23 protein-coding genes are annotated in these 24,911 nt (G+C 68.6%); 12 read left to right on the top strand and 11 right to left on the bottom strand.

Translation table 11 applies throughout. The features are described 5' to 3' along the window. Positions 1-16 precede the first annotated feature (16 nt). From rapZ to ACFXQA_RS11110, 8 genes are all read left to right on the top strand, one after another. Positions 17-898: an RNase adapter RapZ gene (gene rapZ, locus ACFXQA_RS11145; protein WP_394519897.1), complete on the top strand. Its 882-nt coding sequence runs from the start codon at positions 17-19 to the stop codon at positions 896-898. A 41-nt stretch (positions 899-939) separates the two neighbouring features. Further along, positions 940-1,914, top strand: coding sequence for a DNA-binding protein WhiA (gene whiA, locus ACFXQA_RS11140; protein ID WP_394519896.1), 975 nt, complete (start codon positions 940-942; stop codon positions 1,912-1,914). A 132-nt stretch (positions 1,915-2,046) separates the two neighbouring features. Then, positions 2,047-2,673, top strand: coding sequence for a superoxide dismutase (locus ACFXQA_RS11135; RefSeq protein ID WP_394519895.1), 627 nt, complete (start codon positions 2,047-2,049; stop codon positions 2,671-2,673). A gap of 104 nt (positions 2,674-2,777) precedes the next feature. Continuing rightward, positions 2,778-3,788, top strand: a complete 1,011-nt coding sequence (gene gap / locus ACFXQA_RS11130; RefSeq protein ID WP_394519894.1) for a type I glyceraldehyde-3-phosphate dehydrogenase — start codon at positions 2,778-2,780, stop codon at positions 3,786-3,788. A 9-nt stretch (positions 3,789-3,797) separates the two neighbouring features. Then, positions 3,798-5,012 (top strand): phosphoglycerate kinase, encoded by a 1,215-nt coding sequence (locus ACFXQA_RS11125; protein WP_394519893.1) that lies wholly within the window; start codon positions 3,798-3,800, stop codon positions 5,010-5,012. After that, entirely contained in the window at positions 5,003-5,794 is a 792-nt protein-coding gene (gene tpiA / locus ACFXQA_RS11120) for a triose-phosphate isomerase (protein WP_394519892.1), read from the top strand. Before ACFXQA_RS11125 ends, tpiA begins: the two co-directional genes overlap by 10 nt. Before the next feature lie 94 nt (positions 5,795-5,888). Continuing rightward, positions 5,889-6,137: a preprotein translocase subunit SecG gene (gene secG, locus ACFXQA_RS11115; RefSeq protein WP_394519891.1), complete on the top strand. Its 249-nt coding sequence runs from the start codon at positions 5,889-5,891 to the stop codon at positions 6,135-6,137. Beyond that, positions 6,137-6,490, top strand: a complete 354-nt coding sequence (locus ACFXQA_RS11110) for an RNA polymerase-binding protein RbpA (protein WP_394519890.1) — start codon at positions 6,137-6,139, stop codon at positions 6,488-6,490. The genes secG and ACFXQA_RS11110 overlap by 1 nt, the downstream gene beginning before the upstream one ends. Positions 6,491-6,548: 58 nt before the next feature. Here the strand turns inward: ACFXQA_RS11110 and pgl are convergent, their stop codons facing one another. Genes pgl through tkt form a run of 6 tightly spaced genes read right to left on the bottom strand, consistent with a single transcriptional unit; the run spans position 6,549 to position 14,674 of the window. Continuing rightward, a complete protein-coding gene (gene pgl, locus ACFXQA_RS11105) occupies positions 6,549-7,340 on the bottom strand; it encodes a 6-phosphogluconolactonase (protein WP_394519889.1) in 792 nt (263 codons plus the stop codon). Continuing rightward, positions 7,333-8,283, bottom strand: coding sequence for a glucose-6-phosphate dehydrogenase assembly protein OpcA (locus tag ACFXQA_RS11100; RefSeq protein WP_394519888.1), 951 nt, complete (start codon positions 8,281-8,283; stop codon positions 7,333-7,335). The genes pgl and ACFXQA_RS11100 overlap by 8 nt, the downstream gene beginning before the upstream one ends. After that, entirely contained in the window at positions 8,280-9,830 is a 1,551-nt protein-coding gene (zwf, locus tag ACFXQA_RS11095) for a glucose-6-phosphate dehydrogenase (protein WP_394519887.1), read from the bottom strand. Before zwf ends, ACFXQA_RS11100 begins: the two co-directional genes overlap by 4 nt. Positions 9,831-9,840: 10 nt before the next feature. Further along, the gene (locus tag ACFXQA_RS11090; protein WP_394519886.1) at positions 9,841-11,460 is read right to left on the bottom strand and encodes a glucose-6-phosphate isomerase; all 1,620 of its coding nucleotides are present in this window, start codon (positions 11,458-11,460) and stop codon (positions 9,841-9,843) included. Continuing rightward, positions 11,457-12,578: a transaldolase gene (gene tal / locus ACFXQA_RS11085; protein WP_394519885.1), complete on the bottom strand. Its 1,122-nt coding sequence runs from the start codon at positions 12,576-12,578 to the stop codon at positions 11,457-11,459. The genes ACFXQA_RS11090 and tal overlap by 4 nt, the downstream gene beginning before the upstream one ends. After that, positions 12,575-14,674, bottom strand: coding sequence for a transketolase (tkt, locus tag ACFXQA_RS11080; RefSeq protein WP_394519884.1), 2,100 nt, complete (start codon positions 14,672-14,674; stop codon positions 12,575-12,577). Before tkt ends, tal begins: the two co-directional genes overlap by 4 nt. A gap of 218 nt (positions 14,675-14,892) precedes the next feature. Here tkt and ACFXQA_RS11075 point away from each other — a divergent pair, with 218 nt between their 5' ends. Then, positions 14,893-15,819 (top strand): heme o synthase, encoded by a 927-nt coding sequence (locus ACFXQA_RS11075; RefSeq protein ID WP_394519883.1) that lies wholly within the window; start codon positions 14,893-14,895, stop codon positions 15,817-15,819. A gap of 148 nt (positions 15,820-15,967) precedes the next feature. Here ACFXQA_RS11075 and ACFXQA_RS11070 read toward each other — a convergent pair whose 3' ends face one another. The 4 genes from ACFXQA_RS11070 to otnK form a co-directional block, all read right to left on the bottom strand. Beyond that, positions 15,968-16,483: a hypothetical protein gene (locus tag ACFXQA_RS11070; RefSeq protein WP_394519882.1), complete on the bottom strand. Its 516-nt coding sequence runs from the start codon at positions 16,481-16,483 to the stop codon at positions 15,968-15,970. A gap of 100 nt (positions 16,484-16,583) precedes the next feature. Continuing rightward, entirely contained in the window at positions 16,584-17,417 is an 834-nt protein-coding gene (locus tag ACFXQA_RS11065) for a DeoR/GlpR family DNA-binding transcription regulator (RefSeq protein WP_394519881.1), read from the bottom strand. 20 nt (positions 17,418-17,437) lie between these two features. Continuing rightward, entirely contained in the window at positions 17,438-18,088 is a 651-nt protein-coding gene (locus tag ACFXQA_RS11060; protein ID WP_394519880.1) for a class II aldolase/adducin family protein, read from the bottom strand. Then, positions 18,085-19,317, bottom strand: a complete 1,233-nt coding sequence (gene otnK, locus ACFXQA_RS11055; protein ID WP_394519879.1) for a 3-oxo-tetronate kinase — start codon at positions 19,315-19,317, stop codon at positions 18,085-18,087. Before otnK ends, ACFXQA_RS11060 begins: the two co-directional genes overlap by 4 nt. A 152-nt stretch (positions 19,318-19,469) precedes the next feature. Here otnK and ACFXQA_RS11050 point away from each other — a divergent pair, with 152 nt between their 5' ends. Together ACFXQA_RS11050 and ACFXQA_RS11045 are read left to right on the top strand one after the other, a co-directional pair. Then, positions 19,470-20,792, top strand: a complete 1,323-nt coding sequence (locus ACFXQA_RS11050) for a homoserine dehydrogenase (RefSeq protein WP_394519878.1) — start codon at positions 19,470-19,472, stop codon at positions 20,790-20,792. A 52-nt stretch (positions 20,793-20,844) separates the two neighbouring features. After that, entirely contained in the window at positions 20,845-22,200 is a 1,356-nt protein-coding gene (locus ACFXQA_RS11045; protein WP_394519877.1) for an SLC13 family permease, read from the top strand. Between the two features lie 71 nt (positions 22,201-22,271). Here ACFXQA_RS11045 and ACFXQA_RS11040 read toward each other — a convergent pair whose 3' ends face one another. Next, entirely contained in the window at positions 22,272-23,237 is a 966-nt protein-coding gene (locus ACFXQA_RS11040) for a COX15/CtaA family protein (RefSeq protein WP_394519876.1), read from the bottom strand. Positions 23,238-23,482: 245 nt separating this feature from the next. Here ACFXQA_RS11040 and sufB point away from each other — a divergent pair, with 245 nt between their 5' ends. Further along, positions 23,483-24,901: a Fe-S cluster assembly protein SufB gene (gene sufB, locus ACFXQA_RS11035; RefSeq protein WP_394519875.1), complete on the top strand. Its 1,419-nt coding sequence runs from the start codon at positions 23,483-23,485 to the stop codon at positions 24,899-24,901. The last annotated feature ends 10 nt before the right edge of the window (positions 24,902-24,911 follow it).

The raw sequence follows: 24,911 nt of genomic DNA, 5'->3' as shown, positions 1-24,911 counted from the left end.
ACGACGAGGAGTTGACATGACCGATCAGGCACGCCGAGACACGGGCGAGGTGCTGATCGTGACGGGAATGTCGGGGGCAGGCCGCTCGACCGTCGCCAATGCACTCGAAGACGTCGACTGGTACGTCGTCGACAACCTCCCGCCGAAGATGCTCCGCCCGCTCCTCGAGTTGACCGAGCTCGCCGCCGGTGCGGTCCCGCGCGTGGCCGTCGTCGTCGACGTGCGCGGGCGAGGCCTGTTCGGTGACCTCCCCGAGGTGATGCGCACGCTTCGGGCGGGCCGCCAGGTGCGTGTGGTGTTCCTGGATGCTGCCGACGACGTGCTCGTGCGGAGGTTCGAGTCGGTGCGTCGCCCGCACCCGCTGCAGCGGGACGGCACTCTGCTCGACGGCATCCGGCGCGAACGCGAGCGCCTCGCGCCCGTGCGGGAATCCGCCGACGTCATCATCGACACCTCCTCGAACAACATCCACCAGCTCACCACCCGAGTGGTGGAGTTGTTCGGCGAGCAGGCCGCCGCCCGGCACACCGTGAACCTCATGAGCTTCGGGTTCAAGTACGGCCTTCCGACCGATGTCGACATGGTCGCCGACATGCGCTTCCTGCCGAACCCGTACTGGAACGACGAACTGCGCGGACTCACAGGTGAAGACGAGACGGTGCGCGATTACGTCCTGAGTCAGGCGGGGGCGTCGGAGTTCCTCGACGCGTACGCGGCTGCCCTGGCGCCCGTCCTGGAGGGCTATCAGCGCGAGAACAAGCGCCAGTCCGTGGTCGCGGTCGGGTGCACCGGCGGCAAGCATCGATCCGTGGCCATGGCGCGCGAACTCGCCGAAAGGCTCCGCTCGGTACCGGGGGTGGCGGTCCGCGTCACGCACAGGGACCTCGGCCGCGAGTAGGCTGTTCCCTCGTTCCCCCGCCCCGACACCCGAGGAGTACCGTGCCGCTGACCGCCGACGTGAAGGCCGAATTGATCGCGGTCCGCGACCCCCGGCCGACGGCGCGTGTCGCCGAACTGACGGCGCTGCTGCGCTTCTCGGGCGGCCTGCACTCGATCGCGAACCGCGTGGCCGTCGAGGCGCAGCTCGACTCCGACGTCCTCGCTCGACGCGTGGCCCGCGATCTGCTGGAGATCTACGGGGTGCGGCCCGAGCTCGTGCACGTGCAGGGTTCCGGCGGACGCACCGGCGGGCACTACGCCGTTCGCGTCATCGAGTCGGGGGAGACCTTGGCGCGCCAGACGGGTCTGCTCGACCAGCGTCGTCGCCCCGTCCGCGGGCTCCCGAACAAGCTCACCACCGGTTCCCGCGGCGACCTCGCCGCCATCTGGCGAGGCGCATTCCTCGCCGCGGGCGCGCTGAGCGATCCCGGACGGTCCGCCTCGCTCGAGATCGCCTGCCCCTCGCCGGAAGCCGCCATGGCGCTGGTCGGTGCCGGTCACCGGATCGGCATTCCCGCCAAGGCCCGCGAGGTGCGCGGCGTCCCCCGCGTCGTCGTCCGCGACGGCGACGCGATCCGCACCGCTCTGGCCGAGATGGGCGCCGAGAAGACGGCCGCGGAGTGGGACCAACTGCGCCAGCGCCGCGAGGTGCGCGCGGGGGTGAACCGCCTCGTCAACTTCGACGACGCCAACCTGCGCCGCTCGGCTCAGGCGGCCGTCGCCGCGTGCGCGCGGGTGGAGCGGGCCCTCGAGATCCTCGGCGACACCGTGCCCGACCACCTCCGCGAGGCCGGCGATCTGCGCCTGGCCCACCGCGACGCGAGCCTCGACGAACTCGGCCACCACGCCGACCCGCCGCTGACGAAAGACGCGGTGGCGGGCCGCATCCGTCGCCTCCTCGCCATGGCCGACAAGAAGGCCGAGACCGACGGCATCCCCGGCACCGAGTCCGCCGTTCCCGTCGGCGCGGAGTGATTCCGGCCTGAACCGTCGACGTCAAGCGGGAAGCAAACTCCCGTCGGTTCGCGTTGCCCCTGGATAGGATGAAGACATCGTCCTTCGCTGCGTCGAGGAGTCTCGGCGCGGCGCCGATAGGAAGAAGAGAACATGGCGAAGTACACGTTGCCCGAACTCCCCTACGACTACGCAGCGCTCGAGCCGCACATCAGTGCGACCATCATGCAGCTGCACCACGACAAGCACCACCAGACCTACGTGACCGGTGCGAACACGGCGCTGGAGCAGCTCGCGGAGGCCCGCGACAGCGGCAACCTCGCGAACATCAACAAGCTCCAGAAAGACCTGGCGTTCAACCTGGGCGGTCACACGAACCACTCGATCTTCTGGGAGAACCTCTCGCCCGACGGTGGCGACAAGCCCACCGGTGAGCTCGAGGCAGCCATCGACGAGTTCTTCGGCTCGTTCGACAAGTTCCAGGCCCACTTCACCGCCGCCGCTCTCGGCGTGCAGGGCTCCGGCTGGGCCGGTCTGTTCTGGGACTCGATCGGTCAGAACCTGATCATCGACCAGTTCTTCGACCAGCAGGGTCAGATCGTCGCGGGCACGGTTCCGCTGCTTCTCCTCGATGTCTGGGAGCACGCGTACTACCTCGACTACAAGAACGTGCGCGCCGACTACATCAAGGCGTTCTGGAACATCGCGAACTGGGCCGACGTCCAGGCGCGCTTCACCGCCGCCCGTGAGAAGACCTCGGGCCTCCTGCTACTGTCATAAACGGTGCGGGCGTCCCGGTGGACACCCGCCGGGACGCCGCTGTCCGTTCTCCCATTTCGCACTAATTCGCGCATCGCGCACAACCCAAAACCAGGAGTCAATTCGTGGCTGTCAAGATCGGGATCAACGGCTTCGGCCGGATCGGACGCAACTACCTTCGCGCGGCTCTCGCGCAGGGTGCAGACCTCGACATCGTCGCGGTCAACGACCTCACCGACAACAAGACCCTCGCTCACCTGCTCAAGTACGACTCGGTGAACGGCCCGCTCGACCAGGACGTGTCGTACGACGACGAGTCGATCACGGTCGGTGGCAACACCATCAAGGTGTTCGCCGAGCGCGACCCCGCGAACCTCCCCTGGGGCGAGCTGGGCGTCGACATCGTCATCGAGTCGACCGGACGCTTCACCAAGGCCGAAGACGCCAAGAAGCACATCGCCGGCGGCGCGAAGAAGGTCCTCATCTCGGCACCCGCGACCGGTGACGACGTCACCATCGTCATGGGCGTCAACGAGGGCGAGTACGACCCCGCGAACCACGTCATCATCTCGAACGCCTCGTGCACGACGAACTGCCTCGCGCCGCTCGCGAAGGTCTTCAACGACGCCTTCGGCATCGAGCGCGGCTTCATGATGACGGCGCACGCCTACACGGCCGACCAGAACCTGCAGGACGGCCCGCACAGCGACCTCCGTCGTGCCCGTGCCGCCGCGATCAACATCGTTCCCGCCTCGACCGGTGCAGCCAAGGCCATCGGCCACGTGCTTCCCGAACTGCAGGGCAAGCTGAGCGGTTCGTCGTACCGCGTGCCGGTTCCCACCGGCTCGATCGTCGACCTGACCATCGTCACCCCGACCGAGAACCTCACGGTCGACCAGGTAAACGCGGCGTACAAGGCCGCGGCCGCCGATGGTCGCCTGGCCGGGTACCTCGAGTACACCGCCGACCCGATCGTCTCCAGCGACATCCAGGGCAACCCGCACTCGTCGATCTTCGACTCGGAGCTGACCAACGTCAGCGGCAACCTGGTCAAGGTCTCGGCGTGGTACGACAACGAGTGGGGTTACTCCAACCGTCTGGTCGACCTCACCGAGTACGTCGCAGAGCGCATCTGAGGCTCCGCCATGGCACTGCGCACCCTCGCATCTTTGGGGTCGCTCGCCGGCAAGCGTGTCATCGTCCGTTGTGATCTGAACGTCCCCCTGAAGGACGGCATCATCACGGACGATGGCCGCGTGCGCGCGTCGATCCCCACCCTGAACGCCCTGATCCACGCCGGTGCGCGACTCGTCGTCGCGTCCCACCTCGGCCGCCCCGACGGCGCGCCCGACTCGAAGTACAGCCTCGAGCCGGTCGCCCAGCGTCTCTCCGAACTTCTCGGTGCTCCCGTGGCTTTCGCCCGCGACACCGTGGGGGAGTCGGCGCAGGAGGCCGTTGCGGCGCTCGAAGACGGTCAGGTGGCCGTGCTCGAGAACCTGCGGTTCAACCCGGGCGAGACGGCGAAAGATGCGGGGGAGCGCCGTGCGTTCGCCGAGCAGCTCGCGCAGCTGGGCGACGCGCTGGTGTCCGACGGCTTCGGCGTCGTGCACCGCAAGCAGGCGAGCGTCTACGACCTCGCCGAGCTGCTGCCCTCGGCCGCCGGTCTACTGGTGGAGAAGGAGCTCGAGGTTCTCGATCGGTTGACCGAGAACCCGCAACGTCCCTACACCGTGGTCCTCGGCGGCTCGAAGGTCAGCGACAAGCTGGGCGTCATCGAGCACCTTCTCCCGCGCGTCGACCGCCTGCTCGTCGGTGGCGGCATGATGTTCACCTTCCTCGTGGCCCAGGGTCACAAGGTCGGGGCGAGCCTCCTCGAGCAAGACCAGATCGATCGGGTCAAGGGGTACCTCGCGACGGCCAAAGAGAGCGGCGTCGAGATCATCCTCCCCGTCGACGCGGTGGTCGCGGCATCGTTCTCGGCTGACGCCGACCACGTGATCGCCGACGCCGATGCCCTCGAAGACACCCCGTTCGGTGCCTCGGGGCTCGGTCTCGACATCGGCCCGCGCACCTCCGAAGCCTTCGACGCCGCCATCCGCGGCAGCCGCACGGTGTTCTGGAACGGCCCGATGGGCGTGTTCGAGATGCCGGCGTTCGAGGCGGGCACCCGGGCGATCGCCCAGGCGCTCACCGAGGTCGACGGACTCAGCGTCGTCGGCGGCGGCGACTCGGCCGCGGCCGTTCGTCAGCTCGGCTTCGCCGACGACGATTTCGGCCACATCTCGACGGGCGGGGGCGCCAGCCTCGAGTTCCTCGAAGGCAAGAAGCTGCCCGGACTGGAGGTCCTCGGATGGTCTTGAACACCCGCACCCCGTTCATCGCCGGCAACTGGAAGATGAACCTCGACCACCTTCAGGCGGTCGCGTTCGTCCAGAAGCTGCACTGGACGCTGAAAGAGGCCGGACACGAGCCCGACAGCGTCGAGGTGGGGGTCTTCCCGCCCTACACCGACATCCGCACCGTGCAGACGCTCATCGACGCCGACAAGATCCCCTTCGCGCTCGGCGGACAAGACCTCTCGACGAACGACTCCGGTGCCTACACCGGTGAGATCTCGGGGCAGTTCCTGGCCAAGCTCGCGTGCAGCTACGTGATCATCGGGCACTCGGAGCGTCGTCAGTATCACGCCGAGAACGACGAGGTCGTGGCGGCCAAGGTGCAGGCCGCACTGCGCCACGGTCTCTCACCCGTCATCTGCGTCGGCGAGACGGCCGAAGATCTCGAGAAGTTCGGCGCCAGCGCCGTACCCGTCGGTCAGCTGGAGGTCGCCCTCGAGGGCGTCGCCGCCGACGCCGATATCGTGGTCGCCTACGAGCCCGTGTGGGCCATCGGCTCCGGCCAGGCCGCGACACCCGACCAGGCGCAGGAAGTCTGTGCCAAGCTCCGCGCGGTCGTCGCGTCGAAGCTCGGCGAAGACGCGGCCGCTCGCACCCGAGTGCTGTACGGCGGCTCGGTGAAGTCGGGCAACATCGCCAGCTTCATGCGCGAGCCCGACGTCGACGGCGCGCTCGTCGGCGGCGCCAGCCTCGTGGTCGACGAGTTCGCCGCCATCATCCGCTACCAGAAGCACGTCGGCGTCTGACGCGACCGCTCGCCCTGGCCGGGAAACCGCGCCATGCACCCGTATACTTGACGCGGTGCGGTCGGGTTCGCACCGCTGCGAAAGGCTATCTACAGTGCAGATCCTCGAGTTCGTCCTGCAGGTTGTGCTGGGCATCACCAGCCTCCTGCTGACCCTCCTCATCCTGCTCCACAAGGGGCGCGGCGGTGGCCTCTCCGACATGTTCGGCGGCGGCATGACGTCGGCCCTCGGGTCGTCGGGTCTCGCTGAGCGAAACCTCAACCGCTTCACGGTCGTCCTCGCCCTCACGTGGTTCGTGGCGATCGTCGGTCTGGGCCTCATCACGAAACTCGCTCCCGTCTGATGGCCAGCGGGGGCAGCGCCATCCGGGGAACGCGCGTCGGCGCCGGCCCCATGGGCGAGCAAGACCACGGCTACCACGCCGATCGGGTGTCGATCTCGTACTGGGACGCCCTGGGCAACGAGACCGTGCGGCACTTCGCCGCGGGTATCCCCGAAGAAGAGATCCCCGACACGATCGATTCGCCGCGGTCGGGTCTTCCCGCCGGGCGCGACCAGGCCAATCCGCCGGCGATCGCCAAGAACGAGCCGTACAAGACCCACCTCGCCTACGTGAAAGAGCGTCGCAGCGAAGAAGAGGCTGAGACCCTTCTCGACGACGCACTCCAGCAGCTGCGCGACCGGCGCGGTCAGTAGTCGTACCAACGAAAGAAGAGCGGATGCTGATAAGCATCCGCTCTTCTTTCGTTACGGCTCAGTACTCCTGGTCGATGAGCTGAGGCGGCACCTGATCCGCGGCGGCCTCGTCGACGAAGAGCACGGTGCGGCGGCGACCCTTCGCGCCGGCCGCGGGGACGCTGACGTAGCTGGCCCCGGCCAGAGCGAGGCCGAGCGCGGAGGCCTTGTCGGCTCCGGCGAGCACCATCCACACGCGTGTAGAGGAGTTGATCACCGGACGCGTCAGCGAAACGCGCTCCGGCGGCGGCTTGGGGGAGTCGCGCACGGGGACGGCAGCGCGGTCGGTCACCTGGATCTCGGGCCGGTCGGGGAAGAGGGATGCGATGTGTCCGTCGGGGCCGACGCCCAAGAAGCAGATGTCGAAGGCCGGCCATGCGCCGCCCTCGGAACGGTCGGCGGGTGCGAACTGCGCGAGCTCGTCGGCGTAGGCGGTCGCCGCTCCGTCGAGGTCGAGCGTGTCATCGCTGCTCGCGACCGCGTGGATGTTCGCCGCCGGGATCTGGAGCCGGTCGAGCAGTGCTTCGCGGGCCTGCTTCTCGTTGCGATCATCGGAGTCCCGCGGGAGGAAACGCTCATCGCCCCACCAGAAGTGCACGCCCGACCAGTCGATGGTCGGAGTGCGATCGTCGGCGGCGGCGGCTTCGAGGACGGCGCCGCCCATCGAACCGCCGGTGAGGCAGATGTGCACGGGCAGACCCTGGGCGACCTGCTTCTGCACGCGCGAGACGAAGCGCGCGGCCACCGATTCGGCGAGGTGCGCCTTGTCGGGACTGATGACGACGCGCTTCTCGGTGATCGACTCAGCCATTGCTCTCCCGCTCTTCGGCCGAACCCAGAAGACTGAGGCCCTCGGTGATGACCCGCCCGTAGAGCACGTCGGGGTCGAGGCGGCGCAGCTCTTCGGCGAGGCACTCGCGAAGAGTGCGTCGCGGGAACGCGAGGTCGTGGGAGGGCTGGTCGGGCTGCGTGAGGATCGCGATCCCGGGCTCGGGTCGTTCGAGCAGCGTGTCGCCGCCCGGGCGCGTGAGCCGCACCGACTTGATCCCGCTGGCCCACTCGTCGGCGGGGAGGTAGGCGTAGTCGACGGGCACCTCGAGCTTCAGCCGCAGCCAAGCCGCGAGCAGCACCGTCGAGGGGGAGTCGGCGCCGCCGCGCACCGTCACCGCGGTGACCGGCTCGTACGGAGGCTGGTCGAGGACGGCCGCGAGCTGCTCTCGCCAGCGCGTCAGGCGCGTCCACGCGAAGTCGGTGTCGCCGGGGGCGTAGTGCTCGCCGAGTCCGTCGACCCAGGCGGTCGGATCGGGCTGACTCGACGCGTCGGTGATGCGACGCTGCGCGATACGGCCGATCTCGGAGCGCGAGGTGCTCTTCGGGGTCTCGGAGGGCCACCACGCCACCACGGGGGCGTCGGGCAGCAGCAGACCGGTCACGAGGCTCTCGGCGTTCGAACCGGCGGCCCCGTGAGCGCGGAGGACCACGACCTCGCTGGCCCCGGCGTCGCCGCCCACTCGGATCTCGGCGTCGAGACGGGCCTCGGCGTCACCCCCGCCGATCATGACGACGAGAACCCGCATGGGGTGCTCGCGAGAGGCGTCGTTCGCCGCCTCGATGACCTCTTCTTCGGCGCCGTGACGAGTCACGATGATGAGGGTGAGCACGCGCCCGAGGGCGACCGCACCCCCCTCTTCGCGCACGTTGACGAGCGCCTTCGAGATCTTGCTGACGGTCGTGTCGGGCAGTTCGACGATCACGGGCGTCTCCAGGTGCGGCCGTCGCGAGACAGCAGGTCGTCGGCGGATGCAGGACCCCAAGAACCGGGGGAGTACTGCTCGAGGGGGCCTTCTTGCTTCGCCCAGAACTCCTCGATCGGATCGAGGATCTTCCAGCTGAGCTCGACCTCTTCATGGCGGGGGAAGAGCGGGGGGTCGCCCAGCAGGACGTCGAGGATCAGGCGTTCGTACGCCTCCGGGCTCGCTTCGGTGAAGGCGTGGCCGTAGCCGAAGTCCATCGTCACGTCGCGCACCTGGGTGCCGTCGCCGGGAACCTTCGAGCCGAACCGGATCGTCACGCCCTCGTCGGGCTGAACCCGGATCACGAGAGCGTTCTGACCGAGCTCCTGGGTCTGGCTGCGAGAGAAGAGCTGCTGCGGCGCACGCTTGAACACGACCGCGACCTCCGTCACCCGGCGGCCGAGGCGCTTGCCGGTGCGCAGATAGAACGGCACGCCCGACCAGCGGCGGGTGTTGATCTCGAGCTTGACCGCCGCGAACGTCTCGGTGGTCGACTCGGGGTTCATCCCGTCTTCGCCGAGGAAGCCGAGAACCTCTTCGCCGCCCTGCCAGCCATCCGCGTACTGCCCGCGCGCGGTGGCGTGCGACAGATCTTCCGGAAGGCGGACGGCGGCGAGGACCTTCTCCTTCTCGGCGCGAAGATCCTTGGCGTTGAAGCTGATGGGTTCTTCCATCGCGGTGAGTGCCATCAGCTGCAGGAGGTGGTTCTGGATGACGTCGCGCGCCGCGCCGATGCCGTCGTAGTAGCCGGCTCGACCCCCGACGCCGATGTCTTCGGCCATCGTGATCTGCACGTGGTCGACGTAGTTGCGGTTCCAGATCGGCTCGTACAGCTCGTTCGCGAAGCGCAGCGCGAGGATGTTCTGCACCGTCTCCTTACCGAGGTAGTGGTCGATCCGGAAGATCGAGTCGGTGGGGAAGGCACTCTCGAGCGCGTCGTTCAGCGCACGGGCAGAGTCGAGATCGTGACCGAACGGCTTCTCGATGACGACGCGGCGCCATCCGTTGCCGTCTTCGGCCGCGTCGCCGACGAGCCCCGACTCCTTGAGCTGCTGCGCGACCACCGGGAACGCCTTGGGAGGGATCGAGAGGTAGTACGCGTGGTTGCCCATGGTGCCGCGTTCGACGTCGAGAGTGTCGACGGTCTCACGCAGGCGAGCGAACGCTTCGGGGTCATCGAATTCGCCGGAGACGAAACGGATGCCTTGCAGCAGCTGCTGCCACGTCTCCTCACGGAACTCGGTGCGCGAGTGCTGCTTGACCGCTTCGTAGACGACCTGGGCGAAGTCCTGGTCTTCCCAATCGCGGCGTGCGAAGCCGACGAGCGCGAAGCCCGGCGGCAGCAGACCGCGGTTGGCGAGGTCGTACACCGCCGGCATCAGCTTCTTGCGTGACAGGTCTCCGGTCACGCCGAAGATCACGAGCGCACTCGGGCCGGCGATGCGGCTCAGGCGGCGATCATCGGGGTCGCGGAGCGGGTTGTGTCCCTTGGAGATTTCTACACTCATGCGCAATCGCTTACTGGGCTGCATTGAACAGCTCGACGACGTCGAGCTGCGGATCGGTCAAGGTCAGGGTCACCACGGGACGCCCGTGCTCGGCGAGCACGGACGCGTCGCCCGCGGCTTGCGCCTCGATGAGCTGACCGAAGGTGAACGGGCGGCCGGGGATTTCGAGGTCGACGTCGGTGCGCTCCGTGATCTGCAGGAACACCCCGGTGGCCGGGCCGCCCTTGTGGAACTGGCCGGTCGAATGCAAGAACCGGGGTCCCCATCCGAAGGTGGTCGGGCGACGCGAGTCGGCCGCGACGAGTTCGCGGAGGCCCTCCAGCTGACCGACGGTCAGCCGGTTCGCGTACGCCTGGATGGCGACGTATCCGTCGGGCGGTACCTGCGCCCAGAGTGCGTCGAGCACGCCCTCGAGCGTTCCCGACGCCGCAAGGGCAGGATCGGACACCCGCACCTCGACACCCTCGAGCACGAACGCGGGCGCCGTGGCTTCGGGTCGCGCGTCGAGAAGACCCCGGGTGGCGATCTTCGCCGACTCGACGTCGGGCTGATCGAACGGGTCGATCCCCAGCATCCGTCCGGCGATGGCCGTCGCGTACTCCCAGACGACGAACTGCGCGCCCAGTGAGCCGCTGACGAGGATTTCGTCTTCGTGCCGCTCGAACAGGTGGAACTGTGTGGCGTTGTCGACCAGGCGCACGATCTGCAGGTCTTCGGGGCGCGCCTCGAGCTCGGGCGAGACCGGCAGGAGGACGACGGGAAGGATGCCCGTGCCGTTCTTGCCCGTGGACTCGGCGATGAGCTGCTCGATCCAATCGGGCAGGCCCACGATGTGAGTGCCGTCGGTGACGAGACCCAGCTTGTCGCGACGGGGCTCCCCACCGGCGATCGCGGCGGCCAGCACCAGGGCGGGGTTGTCGGGGCTGTCGATGGCGACCTCGAGAAGCGTCGCTTCTGCCTCATCGAGCAACTCGCCGATGTCGACACCCGCGAGGCCCGAAGGCACCAACCCGAACGCGGTCAGCGCCGAGTAGCGGCCGCCGACCGTCGGGTCGGCGTTGAACACCCGGTAACCGTCGGCGCGTGCCGCCTCGTCGAGCGGGGAGCCGGGGTCGGTGACCACGACGATCCGCTCGGTCGGGTCGATGCCGAGGTCGCGGAAAGCGGCCTCGAACGTGCGCTTGGCCGAGTCTGTCTCGACGGTCGAGCCCGACTTGGACGAGACGACGAGCACGGTCTGCTCGAGACCGCCCGACTCGGTGTCGCCGTCGATGGCGGCGAGCACCTGGCCGGGCGAAGTGGAATCGAGGATCACGAGCGGAACACCCGACGTCTGCGCGATGACTTCGGGGGCCAGCGAGGACCCGCCCATACCGGCGAGGACGATCCGGGAGAGACCCTTCGCGATCAGCTCGGCCCGAAGTGCCTCGATCTCGGCGACGAGCGGACGCGAGACCGAGACGGCCTGCACCCATCCGAGACGGTGGGATGCTTCGGCTTCCGCCGCCGCGCCCCACAGGCTGCCGTCGCCCGCGGTGATGCCCGAGGCGACGAGCGACGCCACGAGTCTCGGGAGCGTCGTTTCGACGAGTTCTCGCGGGTGACCCGAGACGTGGATCTCGAAACTCACTGAGCGGCCTCCGCGGTGCCTGCCTCGAGCGCCTTCGCGACGGTTCCCTGCAGTTCCTTCCACGAGGCGACGAACTTCTCGACGCCCTCGTCTTCGAGCACCTGGGTGACGTCGGCGAAGTCGACGCCGACAGCCGCGAGGCGGTCGAAGACGTCGTGCGCATCGGCGTAGTTGCCCGTGATGGTGTCGCCCGCGATCTCACCGTGGTCGAAGGTCGCCTCGAGCGTCTTCTCGGGCATCGTGTTGACGGTGCCCGCCGCGACCAGCTCGGTCACGTACAGGGTGTCGGGGAGTGCCGGGTCCTTGACGCCGGTCGATGCCCACAGCGGACGCTGAACGGTCGCGCCGGCCTCGAGCAGCGCCTTGGCGCGGTCGGTGGCGAACTCGCGCTCGAACAGCTCGTAGGCGAGACGCGCGTTGGCGATGCCGGCCTTGCTCTTCAGGCTGAGGGCCTCGTCGGTGCCGATCGCGGTGAGCCGCTTGTCGGCCTCGGTGTCGACGCGCGAGACGAAGAACGAAGCGACCGAGTGGAGCGTCTCGATCTTGTGTCCGGCGGCCTTGGCCTGCTCGACACCGGCGAGGTAGGCGTCGATGACCTCGGCGTAGCGCTCGAGGCTGAAGATGAGGGTGACGTTGACCGAGATGCCCGAGCCGATGACCTCGGTGATGGCGGGGAGGCCGGCCTTGGTCGCGGGGATCTTGATGAGCACGTTCGGACGGTCGACGCGCGCGGCGAGGTCTTTCGCCTGCGCGATAGTGGCCTCGGTGTCGTGAGCGAGGTCGGGGGAGACCTCGATCGACACGCGACCGTCGATGCCGCCGGTGGCTTCGAACACCGGCAGGAACACGTCGGATGCGGCGCGGACGTCGTCGGTGGTGATCTCGAAGATCGCCTCGTCGGTGGTCGCGCCCTTCGCGGACAGGCCCGAGATCTGCGCCTCGTAGGCCTCGCCCTTCGACAGGGCGCCGGCGAAGATCGTCGGGTTGGTGGTCACGCCGACGACGTTGCGCGTGGCGATCAGATCGGCGAGGTTGCCCGTCATGATGCGCTGACGCGACAGGTCATCGAGCCAGATGCTCACGCCGGCGGCGGACAGCTCTGCGGTGGGAGTGCTCATGCGTTGTTCTCCTTGATGGACTCGCGTGCCGCGGCGACGACGGCCTCGGCGGTCATTCCGAACTTCTGGTAGAGGGTCTTGTAGTCGGCGGACGCTCCGAAGTGCTCGATCGAAACCGAGCGCCCCTTGTCGCCGACGATGCCGCGCCACGTGAGGGCGATACCGGCCTCGACCGAGACGCGGGCGGTGACGGAGGCCGGGAGCACCGACTCGCGGTAGTCCTCGTCCTGCTCGGCGAACCATTCCAGCGACGGCGCCGACACCACGCGGGCGTGGATGCCGTCGGCGGCGAGGGCTTCACGAGCGGCAACCGCGATCTGCACCTCGGATCCGGTCGAGATGAGGATGACGTCGGGAGTGCCGTTCGCCGCCTCCGCGAGTACGTAGGCACCCTTGGCCGCGTTCTTGGCCGCGGCGAAGACGTCGCCCGACGCATCGCCGTCGCCCCGCTCGAAGACCGGCAGGTTCTGCCGCGAGAGCGCGATGCCGGCGGGCCCGGCGTGACGGCGAAGCAGTTCGAGCCAGACCACTGCGGTCTCGTTCGCGTCCGCGGGGCGGACGAGAGCGAAGTTCGGGATCGCGCGGAGGGTCGCGAGCTGCTCGATCGGCTGGTGGGTCGGTCCGTCCTCGCCGAGGGCGACGGAGTCGTGCGTCCAGACGAAGAGCGACGGGATGTTCATCAGCGCGGCGAGACGCAGCGGAGGCCGCATGTAGTCGCTGAAGATGAGGAACGTGCCACCGAAGGCGCGCGTCGGTCCGTGCAGCACGATGCCGTTGAGGATCGACCCCATCGCGTGCTCGCGGATGCCGAAGTGCAGCACGCGGCCGTAGGGCGTGCCGTCCCACTCGTGGGTGGACCACTCGGTCGGGATGAACGACTTGGCGTTCTTGATGGTGGTGAGGTTCGACTCGGCGAGGTCGGCGGAACCGCCCCACAGCTCGGGGAGCTCAGCGGCGAGGGCGTTGATGACGGTGCCCGATGCGGCGCGCGTCGAGACCTCTTTGCCGGCTTCGAACACGGGGAGCGCATCGGCGAGGTCGGCCGGCAGCTCGCGGGCGTTCACGCGGTCCCACAGGGCCTTCGCCTCGGGGTTGGCGGTGGCCCAGGCATCGAACTTCTTCTGCCACTCGGCCTTCTCGGCCTCGCCGCGGGCGCCGAGCTCGCGGGTGTGCGCGAGCACCGCAGCATCGACCTCGAAGGTCTGCTCGGGGTCGAAGCCCATGACCTCTTTGGTCGCGCGCAGTTCGTCGGCGCCGAGAGCCGAGCCGTGGATCTTGCCCGAGTTCTGCTTGCCGGGCGACGGCCAGCCGATGATCGTCTTGAGGATGATGATCGAGGGCTTCGAGGTCTCGCCCTTCGCCGCCTCGATGGCGTCGTAGAGTTCGGCCGCGTCCTCGACGTACTGACCGGTCTTCTTCCAGTCGACCGTCTGCACGTCCCAGCCGTACGCCTCGTACCGCTTCGCGACGTCTTCGGTGAAGGCGACATCGGTGTCGTCTTCGATCGAGATCTGGTTGGCGTCGTAGATGACGACGAGGTTGCCGAGCTCCTGGTGACCGGCGAGCGAAGAGGCTTCGCTGGTCACACCCTCTTCGAGGTCGCCGTCTGAGGCGATGACGAAGATGTGGTGGTCGAACGGGCTCTCGCCCGCCGGCGTCTCGGGGTCGAAGAGACCGCGCTCGTAACGCTGGGCGTAGGCGAAGCCGACGGCCGATGCGAGGCCCTGGCCGAGGGGGCCCGTGGTGATCTCGACGCCGTCGGTGTGCCGGTACTCGGGGTGACCCGGGGTGAGCGAACCCCAGGTGCGCAGCGCCTTGAGGTCGTCGAGCTCGAGGCCGAAGCCGCCGAGGTAGAGCTGGATGTACTGGGTGAGGGAGGAGTGCCCCGCCGAGAGGATGAAGCGATCGCGACCGGGCCAGTGGGTGTCGGCCGGATCGTGCCGCATCACCTTCTGGTAGAGCAGATAGGCGGCCGGCGCCAGGCTCATCGCCGTGCCGGGGTGGCCGTTCCCCACCTTCTCCACGGCATCTGCCGCAAGCACGCGCACGGTGTCTACCGCGCGCCGATCGATTTCATCCCAGTTCAAGTCCGACACTCGGTCGCCTTTCTCGATCTCGGCGCCCTTTGGTCGCACCTCACCCCCATTGTCCGTTCAGGAGGAGGGGGAGCCGGCGCCGGGCGCGCGTTCCTTTTCAGCATAGCGAAGGGCGGCACCGGGCCGGGGGGACTTGACGGTGCCCCCCACGCGCCGGGGGCGAACAACCGATGACATAGACTCGGATACAACGAAATTCACGCTGCAAACGGGGGACGATGGACATCTCGACGAGGTCGGATACGCCTGTCTCGGCCCCCGCGAAGTCTTTCGGACGCACCTTTCGCGCCTATGTCGCGCTGACCAAGCCGCGCGTTCTCGAGCTGCTGCTCGTCACGACCGTACCGGTGATGATCCTGGCTCATAACGGGCTTCCCGACCTGTGGCTCGTCCTCGCCACCGTCATCGGCGGTTCGTTCAGCGCCGGATCCGCCGCGGCGTTCAACATGTACCTCGACCGCGACATCGACGCGCACATGCAGCGCACCGAGAAGCGTCCGCTGGTCACCGGCGAGGTCACCCCGCGGAACGCGCTGATCTTCGCGTGGACCTTGGCGGCGACATCCACGGTGTGGCTGCTCGTGACCACCAACTGGCTCGCCGCGACGCTCTCGGCCGCAGCCATCTTCTTCTACGTCGTGATCTACACGATGATCCTCAAGCGCCGCACCGAGCAGAACATCGTCTGGGGTGGCATCGCCGGCTGCTTCCCCGTGCTCATCGGGTGGTCGGCGGTCACCGGGTCGCTGACCTGGACCCCGTTCATCTTGTTCGCGCTCGTCTTCCTCTGGACGCCGCCGCACTACTGGCCGCTTTCGATGAAGTACAAGGCGCAGTACGAAGAGGTCGACGTGCCCATGCTCGGCGCGACCCGCAGCGGTTCGCAGGTCGGCCTGCAGGTCATCCTCTACGGCTGGGCCACCGTCGCGTGCTCGCTGCTCCTGATCCCCATCGCGTCGATGGGCCTCGTCTACACGGTCTCTGCGCTCGTGTTCGGCGGCTGGTTCCTCTACGAGTCGCACCGGCTCTACTCCCGCGCCGTGCGAGGCACCGAGCCGCGTCCGATGCGCGTGTTCCACGCCTCGATCACCTACCTCACGCTGCTGTTCGTGGCGATCGCGGTCGACCCGCTGCTGCCCTTCTGACGCTTCCCCCGCACCGTGTTGCGGGTGTGCGGTCGGTGACCCGCGTTTCGTTGCGGGCGAAGGCAGAGCGGGGCGGGGCGAACCGCCGCGGGGGCAGCAAGAAGGCCGGACCCCGCGAGGGGCCCGGCCTTTCTTCGTGCGGTGTCGCTCAGACGCGCTTGTCGTCCTCGGGAGCGGATGCCGCGGGGCCGGTCTCGAGGACCGGGTCGCCGTGGGTCGCGGCCGCCGGCGCGGGTGAGGTGCTGGGCACCTCGACGTCGGGGTCTTCGGCGATCACGGGCGCTGCCGAGACGCGGTCGGCGGAGGCCGGCGTCTCGGTGAAGATCGCCGGAGCGGGCTGCTCGAGGTCTTCGTCGTCTTCGGCCGTCCAGTCGATCGCCTCGACGCCCGCGACATCGTTGCGGGGGAGGATCGTCTTCACCGCGGCGATGGCCAGCGCGAGGAACAGGCCGACGACGCCGGTGCCGAGCAGGACCGCTCCGACGACCGACCACGACTGGCCGCCGTACACCTGCGCGGTGGTGGCGGTGCCGTCGAGCAGTCCGCGCTCGAGGGTCCCGAGGCGGTCGGTGACGATCCACAGGCCCACGGCTCCGGCCACGACGGATCCGACGACGAGGATCCAGAACGGGATGCTGGTGATCAAGCGGGCACGAGAGGTCATTCGGGTTCAACTCCTAGATTCTCCGGGCACGATTCGGCCGCGGCAACGTCCAGTCTGCCCTGTCACCCGTCGCGCGACTTCCGTGGCGTCGATGAGTTCGCTATGAAGGAGCTACGGCTTGCGAGGGCTCGCGACCGCTCGATGCGTCGCTGATCGGAGCGCACACGACCTCGACGTCGAGGGCGCGGATGTCGGCCAGATCTTCGTGCGTCATACCGTCATCGGTCACCACGGTCTCGATCTCATCGAGGCGCATCACGCGGTATTTCGCGAAGCTGCCGTATTTGCCCGAATCCGCCAGCAGCACGCGGGAGGTGGCGGAATGGATCGCCGCCCGCTTGGGGTCGACCTTGGCCTCGGTCGGGGTGGTGACGCCGTGCCGTGCGTCCCACGAGCTGCACGACAGAAAGGCGACGTCGACCGAGAGTTCGGCGAGTGTGAGCGAAGCAAGCCGCCCGATGGTCGATTGGTTGTCTCTGTCGACGCGACCGCCGATGCAGATCAGGTCGACGCTCGGATGATCGAGGAACGCCTGCACGGTGGTCAGATCGTTCGTCACCACGGTGAGATCGGTGAGGTCCTCGAGGTAGGGGCGCATCGCCTGAACGGTGGTGCCGGCGTCCAGGTAGATCGTCATGGAGTCGGCCACGCGCGCGGCGGCGGTGCGGGCGATGGCGGTCTTCTGCGGAAGATCGGTCTGCGCCTTCTGCGCGCGGAGCGGTTCTCGCAGTCGCCGCACGACGAGTGCTGCGCCGCCGGCGGTGGCTGTCACGCGCCCCTGCTCGGCGAGCAGTGCCACATCGCGGCGCGCGGTCATCTGGCTCACACCGAGGAGATCGGTGATCTGCCGATAGCTCAGAACCTCGTCGCGGCGGAGGTGCCGGAGGATCTCTTGCCGACGCTGCTCGGGAATGAGGGACGTACTGCTCGCCATCGGTGGGGGCCTCCTGCGCGTCAGTGTATCGGGAGGCCCGGTTGCCACGGGCTGCCCCACCGTGCGGCGAGTTCCACCACCTGCGCGGGGTCGATCTCGCGGCGTGGCGCCTGTGCGGTGAGCAGGGCGATGCGGCAGGCCTCTTCGAGCTCGATGCCGCGATCGACGGCGTCGTCCATGTCGGACCCCGCGACGATCGACCCGTGGTTGGCCAGCAGCGCGGCGCGCAGCATCCAAGGCGCCTCTGCCAGGTCGCGACCCAGTTCGGGATCGCCCGGATGGCGGTACGGCAGCAGGGGCGTCTGCCCGACGCGCATCACGAAGTAGGGCGTCAGCGGCGGCACCGCGCTGTGCGCGGCCCACGGCTCGAGACACGAGGCCGCGACCGCGAACGGGGAGTGCAGGTGCACGACCGCACGATGCGACTCGTCGCGTCGGTAGAACCCCACGTGCAGCGGAGCCTCTTTCGACGACCGTGCGCCGGAGACGTGCGTGCCGTCGAGGTCGAGCACCGCGATGTCGGCCTCGTCGAGACGGCCGAGCGAGGTGCCGGTGCCGGTGATGAAGATGCGGTTTCCCTCACGGATGCTGAGGTTTCCGCTGCTGCCGGGGCTGAGGCCGGCGTCGACCAGCCGTCGACCGGCGGTGATCAGTTCGGATGCGGCGCTCACGCGAGCTTCTCCCACGCGCGGAGGAACAGATCGTCTGCGCCGAAGTTGCCGCTCTTCAGAGCCAGGGCGACGGCGCTGTCGCCGACGGTGGTCGTCGCCCAGCAGACGCCGGGCGCGAGTTCCGGGCCGATGCGGAGCGCTGCCACCCCGAGGGCACGGACCACCGCGCCGCTGGTCTCGCCGCCGGCGACGATCAGTGCGCTCACATCGCCGGATGCGACCGACCGAGCGGCGACAGCGGAGAGGACGGATTCGACGAGCGGCGCCGTCGGCACGCCCCCGACCGTCTCCCGGACGTCGTCGAGCGTGCGTGCGGCGCAGACGATCGGCGCGCTCCCCCCACGCTGCTCGCGCACCCAGGCGACGATGGATCGCACTTCTGCGTCGGTATCGGCGGCGGCGCGGTCGAGGTCGACGACGCGGACGGGTGCCGAGGCCGCAGCGGCGACCTCGATCTGCCGACGTGTGGCGGCCGAGACGCTGCCGCAGAGGACGAGCCGGCCACCGTCCGAGGGCGCCTGCCATGCGGAATCGGGGTGGCCGGGTCCGCGGATGCCGAGTGCCAGCCCCGAACCGCCCGAGACGAGCACGTCGTCGCGGACGGCCTCGGCCACGACTGCGAGGTCGTCGTCGTCGATCGCGTCGACGACGACGTAGGGCTCCTCCGCCTCGGCGAGGGCGGCGGTGAGGCCGTCGACGCCCGCACGGACGGCGGGGTGGAACACTTCGGCGACCCCACGATCGGTCTGCGGGCGCAGGATGTCGGCGACTCGGGAGCGGGTCATCGGGGTGAGGGGATGGTGGCGCATGGGGGAGTTCTCGAGCAGATCCGACCCGACGAACAGGTGGCCTTCGTACACGGTGCGCCCGTTCGCGGGAAGCGACGGCACGACGATGGTGCGCCGTGCGGCGAGCGCGCCCGATAGAGCGTCGAGCACCGGGCCGATGTTGCCGGTGTCGGTCGAATCGAAGGTGGAGCAGTACTTGAAGTAGAAACGGTCGGCGCCCCACGAGCGCAGTCGCTCGAGCGCGCCGAGCGACGAACTCACGGCGTCGGCGACCGGCGCGGTGCGCGTCTTCAGTGCGATCACGATCGCGTCGATGTCATCGAAGGCCGGGGCGGCGAGCGCGGCGTCTTCGATGACGACGGCGACGCGGTGCCCGGAGCGACGGAGCATCGTCGCGAGATCGGTCGCGCCGGTGAAGTCGTCGGCGATGGCTCCCAGCACGGTAGCTCCTCTGCTCTACGGGGATTCGGCACGGTTCGGCCGCACCCATGTCATCCTATGTGAGTATTTGGTGCGAATTTGTACGATACTGGATTCTGTGAAACAGTGACCCCCGGCCGCTCGAAGTCCGAGCGGGCACGACGATCGGAACGATGGTGCTCCTTCCTCACCCCGCTCGCGAGAGAACGCCCATCCGCATCGCGCTCACCGGCGCGAACGGCGGATACGGGCGCACCCTGCTCGCCCAGTTGCGCCGCACACCCGAGATCCTTCCCGCCGTTCTGGTCGACCCCGATATCGCCGGGGTGCGCCGCATGCTCGACGACCTCGCCATCGAACCCGACAGCGTCACGGTGATCCCGGATGCGTCGGGGCTCGACTGGAGCGGACTCGACGTGCTCGTCGAGGCCAGCGGTCGCGTGTCGGCCGGGTTCGACTACGCCGCCACGGCGTTGGCGAACGGGACGCACGTGGTCATGGTGAGCAAAGAGGTCGACTCGGTCGTCGGCCCCGACCTCGCCCGCCGCGCCCGTCTGGCCGGCCTCAGCTACCTCGCCGGCGACGGCGACCAGCCTGCCAATTTGCTGCGGCTCGTGGACTGGGTGAGCGCCGTCGGACTCGACATCGTGGCGATCGGAAAGTCGGGGGAGTACGACCTCGAGTTCGATCCGACCACAGGACGCGTCGTGCAGTCGGGTGTCACCGTCGACGCACCCGGTCTCGCCGACCTCCTCGACCTCGGCGACGACGTCACCGCGACGCTCGCCGCACGGGCCTCCCTCGTCGCTCCGCTGAAGCGCGCGGCTGCTGCGGACTCCTGCGAGATGACCGTCGTCGCGAGCCGCACGGGGATGACGGCCGACGTCGAGGCGATGCACTACCCCGTCGCGCGGATCGACGAGCTCGCCGACATCTACGCCTCGATCGACGACGGAGGCATCGTCGCGCGCGACGGTGTCGTCGACGTCTTCTCGGGCTTGCGGCTTCCCGGAGAGGCGAGCTTCGCCGGCGGCATCTTCGCGATCGTCCGCACCGGCGACCCGGTCACGTGGGAGATCCTGCGCGGAAAGGGCCACGTGCTCAGCCGTGACGGCAGATACGCGTGCATCTACTGGCCCTACCACTTCATGGGGGTGGAGACCCCGCTCACGATCCACGCGGCCGTCGACGGCGCCCCCGCGCTGACGCCGGCGTGGACCACGATCCTCGCCGCCCGCACTCAGGACGACCTCCCCGCCGGCACCGCCTTCGCGGTGGCCGGGCACCATCACGAGATCGCCGGTGTCGCTCCGGTGATGATCGACCCCGCAGCATCCGTCGCTCCTTACTACCTGCTCGACGGCGCGCGGCTCCGCCACGCGATCCCCGCGGGCGAACTGGTGCGACTCGAAGATCTGGAGGGGGTCGCCGACGCCCCTCTCGCCGCCTACCTGGCCGGCACGACCCTGAACGAATCGAACGGAGCTCACCGATGACGCTGACGACCGACGGCGGCCACCGCCGCCCCCACGCGGGGGAGTCCCGCGCATGAGCGGCGAGATCATCGCGCTGATCGTGCTCGCGCTCGTCTTCGCGATCGCGTCTCTGCGCAACATCCACATGGGCGCGCTGGCGCTCGTCGCAGCTTTCATCGTCGGCATCGGCGTCGTCGGCGAGAGCCTCGACGACGTGCTGGGCGGGTTCCCGGTCGATGCGCTCGTGATCCTGCTCGGCATCACGTACCTCTTCGGCATCGCCCGCGAGACGGGCACGATCGACTGGCTCGTCGACCGATCGATCGGACTCATCGGTCACCGGGTCGCCCTGCTGCCCTGGGGGCTGTGGTTGATCGCCACGGGTGTGGCCTGTCTCGGCACCTCGCACGCGGCCTTCGCGGTCGTGCCGATCGCGATGAGCCTCGCCCACACGCACCGCATCAACTCGACGCTCATGGGCATCGCGATGAGCTCGGCGATCGTCGGCGGTGCGCTCGCGCCGACCAGCATCAACGGCATCACGGTGATGACCGTCGCGCAGACGGCCGGCATCCCCTACAACCCGGCGCTCATGTTCGGCCTCTCGGTCGGCATCAACGCCCTCGTGGTGCTCGTGGCCTTCTTCCTCTTCGGCGGGCGCGAGCTCATCCGGCGCTCGCGCGGTGTCAAGGGCGGAGTGGATGCCACTCCCCTCGGCGGTGTCGGCGGCTCGACCGCCCGCGGCACCGCGGGCGGGACGGCCACGATGCTCCGCACCGACGTGAAGACGACGGCCGTGGCGGCGCGCCCCAACGGCATGCAGATCCTCGTGATGGCGGCCATCGTGCTCCTCGTCGGCGGGTTCTTCACGCTGACGCAGCTCGACGTCGACGTGAACCTCGGCGTGGTCGCCCTGACCATCGCCGTCGTCATCGCCCTCGTCGACCCCGGGGTCGGTCGTCGCGCGATCACCCGCGTCGACTGGAGCACGATTCTCCTTCTCGGCGGGATCATCACCTACGTCGGTGTGCTCACGCGCCTCGGCGCCATCGACCAGCTCGGCGAGGCCGCGCGTTCGGTCAACGAACCGCTTCTCGCGGCCTTCGTGATCTGCGTGATCGCCGGCCTCGTTTCGGCCTTCGCGTCGACCATCGGCATTCTGGGTGCGCTCATCCCGCTCGCCGTCCCCCTTCTCGTGGTCGGCGGCGGTCTCGAGATGACCGGCTTCATCTACGCCCTGGCGATCTCGGCCTCGCTCGTGGACTGCGCCCCGTTCGGAACCACGGGCGCCACGATCGTGGCGAGCACGGTGGAGGAAGACCGCTCACGCGTCTACCGCAACCTGACGATCTGGGGTCTCGCGATGGTGATCATCGGCCCGGTCGTCACGATCGCCACGATGGTCGTGCCGTTCATGTGGCTCGCCTGACACCCGAGACGGTGTGACGAGAGGGCGGGGGCTTCGGCTCCCGCCCTCTTTCGCGTCTTTCGCGTCGCGCGTCAGTGGGCGGCGACGGATGCCGCGGACGCCGGCACCTTGAGGTTCAGGATCACGACGACCATCGCCGCCGCGGTGAGCGAGGCCAGCACCATGTGCGTGCCGACGGCCCACTCGGGCAGGCCGTTTCGGGCCTGGTAGAGACCCACGGCGATCTGGACGACCTCGATGGCGAGAAGCGCGGTGATCCAACGCCGCACCGGCAGGCGGCGTGCCCACGCGAAGGCGGCGAGCACGAGAGTGAGAACGAAGAGCGCGTAGCCCGGCCAGGCATGCACGTGCTCGAGCACCTCGACGTTGAAGCCGCTGCGGACGGCCGCGGCATCGCCCGAGTGCGGGCCCGCGCCGGTGGTCAGCACGCCGAAGACGATCGTGACCGCGAGGACGAAGGTCGTGACGTGGGCGGTGATCGCGTACCAGGTCGGCACCGCGCGCGTCCGGGGCCCGGGGGCGGTGTTCATGCGCACGAGGAACGCGGCCGACACGCACACGAGGACGACGGATGCGACGTAGTGGAACCCCACGATGAAGGGGTTGAGGCCGGTGAGCACCGTGACGCCGCCCACGAGGGCCTGCGCGACGACGCCGCCGAGCACGATCGCCGCGAGGACGAAGAGATCGCGGCGCTCCCGACGCATCCGCCAGACGAGGACGACCACGATGAGAGCGAGGATGCCCACGAGGCCGGTCAGAGTGCGGTTGCCGAACTCGATGACGCCGTGGATGCCCATCTCCTGGGTGGCGACGAGGGAGTCGGGGGTGCAGGTCGGCCACGTCGGGCAGCCCAGCCCCGATCCGGTCAGGCGCACGGCGCCGCCGGTGGCGATGATGAGCACCTCGGCGATGAACGAGAGCCACGCGAAGATCCGCACCCGGCGGTCGACGCGGTCGGGCAACCAGGCCACGAATCGTGAACGCGGGGCGGGGGTCGTGCTCCGGCGGGTGTCGGCGGTCGGCTGCGCAGACATGGATGTCGCCTCCAGGCGGGCTCCTCGGTCGCCGACGGAGGGGTGCTGCCCACCCCGCTCGGGGCCGGAACCTGTAGAATCAAGGGGTTCGGGATGCGCCGCTCACGCGGACCTCATCCCCGACAGTCTAGGCGCGACAACTGCGCCTGTAGCGGGCCCACTGAGCCACCTACCTCTGCGCACTCCACGTAGAAGGGAATGCTCGGGCGGATGACACCGTTCGGCCCGAAGAGGAGAGGATCGTCATGACTGATGTACTGATCGACCGGCCCGAGCTCGCGGGGCTCGGCGTATACGAGTTCGGCTGGCACGACGCCGACGCCGCCGGTGCCGTCGCGGAGCGCGGCATCAACGAGGGCGTCGTCCGCGGAATCTCGGCGCTGAAGAACGAACCCGAGTGGATGCTGAAGACGCGCCTCAAGGGCTATGAGCTCTTCGGCCGCAAGCCGATGCCCACCTGGGGCGCCGATCTCAGCGAGATCGACTTCGACAACATCAAGTACTTCGTCCGTTCCACGGAGAAGCAGGCCGGCTCCTGGGAGGAGCTGCCCGAAGACATCCGCAACACGTACGAGCGACTCGGCATCCCCGAGGCGGAGCGTCAGCGCCTCGTCTCCGGCGTCGCCGCGCAGTACGAGTCCGAGGTGGTCTACCACCAGATCAACGAGCAGCTCGAGGCTCAGGGTGTCATCTTCATGGACACCGACACCGCCCTTCGCGAGCACCCCGAAATCTTCGAAGAATACTTCGGCACCGTGATCCCGGCCGGCGACAACAAGTTCGCCGCCCTGAACACGTCTGTCTGGTCGGGTGGATCGTTCGTCTACGTACCCCCGGGCGTCCACGTCGAGATTCCGCTCCAGGCCTACTTCCGGATCAACACCGAGAACATGGGCCAGTTCGAGCGCACGCTGATCATCGCCGACGAGGGCTCCTACGTGCACTACATCGAGGGCTGCACGGCTCCGATCTACAAGAGCGACTCGCTGCACTCGGCCGTGGTCGAGATCATCGTGAAGAAGAACGCCCGCGTTCGCTACACGACGATCCAGAACTGGTCGAACAACGTCTACAACCTCGTCACCAAGCGGGCCGTGGCCCACGAGGGCGCGACGATGGAGTGGATCGACGGCAACATCGGTTCCAAGGTCACCATGAAGTACCCCTCGATCTTCCTCGTCGGGGAGCACGCCAAGGGCGAAACGCTCTCTGTCGCGTTCGCCGGCCCCGGCCAGCACCAAGACGCCGGCGCGAAGATGGTCCACATGGCGCCGTACACGCAGTCGTCGATCGTGTCGAAGTCCATCGCCCGAGGGGGCGGCCGTGCCGGCTACCGCGGCGAGGTGCGCGTCGATGCCAACGCCCACCACTCCGCCAACACGGTGCGGTGCGATGCGTTGCTGGTCGATTCGATCTCGCGCTCCGACACCTACCCGGCCATCGACATCCGCGTCGACGACGTGCAGCTCGGTCACGAGGCCACCGTCTCGAAGGTCAGCGAAGAGCAGCTGTTCTACCTGCAGTCGCGCGGCATGCCCGAAGACGAGGCCATGGCCATGATCGTGCGCGGGTTCATCGAACCGATCGCCCGTGAACTGCCGATGGAGTACGCCCTCGAGCTCAACAAGCTCATCGAGATGGGCATGGAAGGCAGCGTCGGATGATCGCCGCCTC

The sequence above is a fragment of the Microbacterium shimangi genome, from assembly GCF_043556445.1.
In the GTDB taxonomy this organism is placed as follows: Bacteria; Actinomycetota; Actinomycetes; order Actinomycetales; family Microbacteriaceae; genus Microbacterium.
This window is presented reverse-complemented; position numbering and strand designations above follow the sequence as displayed.

Coding starts and splice junctions, on each gene's coding strand:
- rapZ (WP_394519897.1), top strand. CDS start 17: ATGACCGATCAGGCACGCCGAGACACGGGCGAGGTGCTGATCGTGACG.
- ACFXQA_RS11135 (WP_394519895.1), top strand. CDS start 2,047: ATGGCGAAGTACACGTTGCCCGAACTCCCCTACGACTACGCAGCGCTC.
- ACFXQA_RS11125 (WP_394519893.1), top strand. CDS start 3,798: ATGGCACTGCGCACCCTCGCATCTTTGGGGTCGCTCGCCGGCAAGCGT.
- tpiA (WP_394519892.1), top strand. CDS start 5,003: ATGGTCTTGAACACCCGCACCCCGTTCATCGCCGGCAACTGGAAGATG.
- ACFXQA_RS11110 (WP_394519890.1), top strand. CDS start 6,137: ATGGCCAGCGGGGGCAGCGCCATCCGGGGAACGCGCGTCGGCGCCGGC.
- pgl (WP_394519889.1), bottom strand. CDS start 7,340: ATGGCTGAGTCGATCACCGAGAAGCGCGTCGTCATCAGTCCCGACAAG.
- zwf (WP_394519887.1), bottom strand. CDS start 9,830: ATGAGTGTAGAAATCTCCAAGGGACACAACCCGCTCCGCGACCCCGAT.
- tal (WP_394519885.1), bottom strand. CDS start 12,578: ATGAGCACTCCCACCGCAGAGCTGTCCGCCGCCGGCGTGAGCATCTGG.
- ACFXQA_RS11075 (WP_394519883.1), top strand. CDS start 14,893: ATGGACATCTCGACGAGGTCGGATACGCCTGTCTCGGCCCCCGCGAAG.
- ACFXQA_RS11070 (WP_394519882.1), bottom strand. CDS start 16,483: ATGACCTCTCGTGCCCGCTTGATCACCAGCATCCCGTTCTGGATCCTC.
- ACFXQA_RS11065 (WP_394519881.1), bottom strand. CDS start 17,417: ATGGCGAGCAGTACGTCCCTCATTCCCGAGCAGCGTCGGCAAGAGATC.
- ACFXQA_RS11050 (WP_394519878.1), top strand. CDS start 19,470: ATGGTGCTCCTTCCTCACCCCGCTCGCGAGAGAACGCCCATCCGCATC.
- ACFXQA_RS11045 (WP_394519877.1), top strand. CDS start 20,845: ATGAGCGGCGAGATCATCGCGCTGATCGTGCTCGCGCTCGTCTTCGCG.
- ACFXQA_RS11040 (WP_394519876.1), bottom strand. CDS start 23,237: ATGTCTGCGCAGCCGACCGCCGACACCCGCCGGAGCACGACCCCCGCC.
- sufB (WP_394519875.1), top strand. CDS start 23,483: ATGACTGATGTACTGATCGACCGGCCCGAGCTCGCGGGGCTCGGCGTA.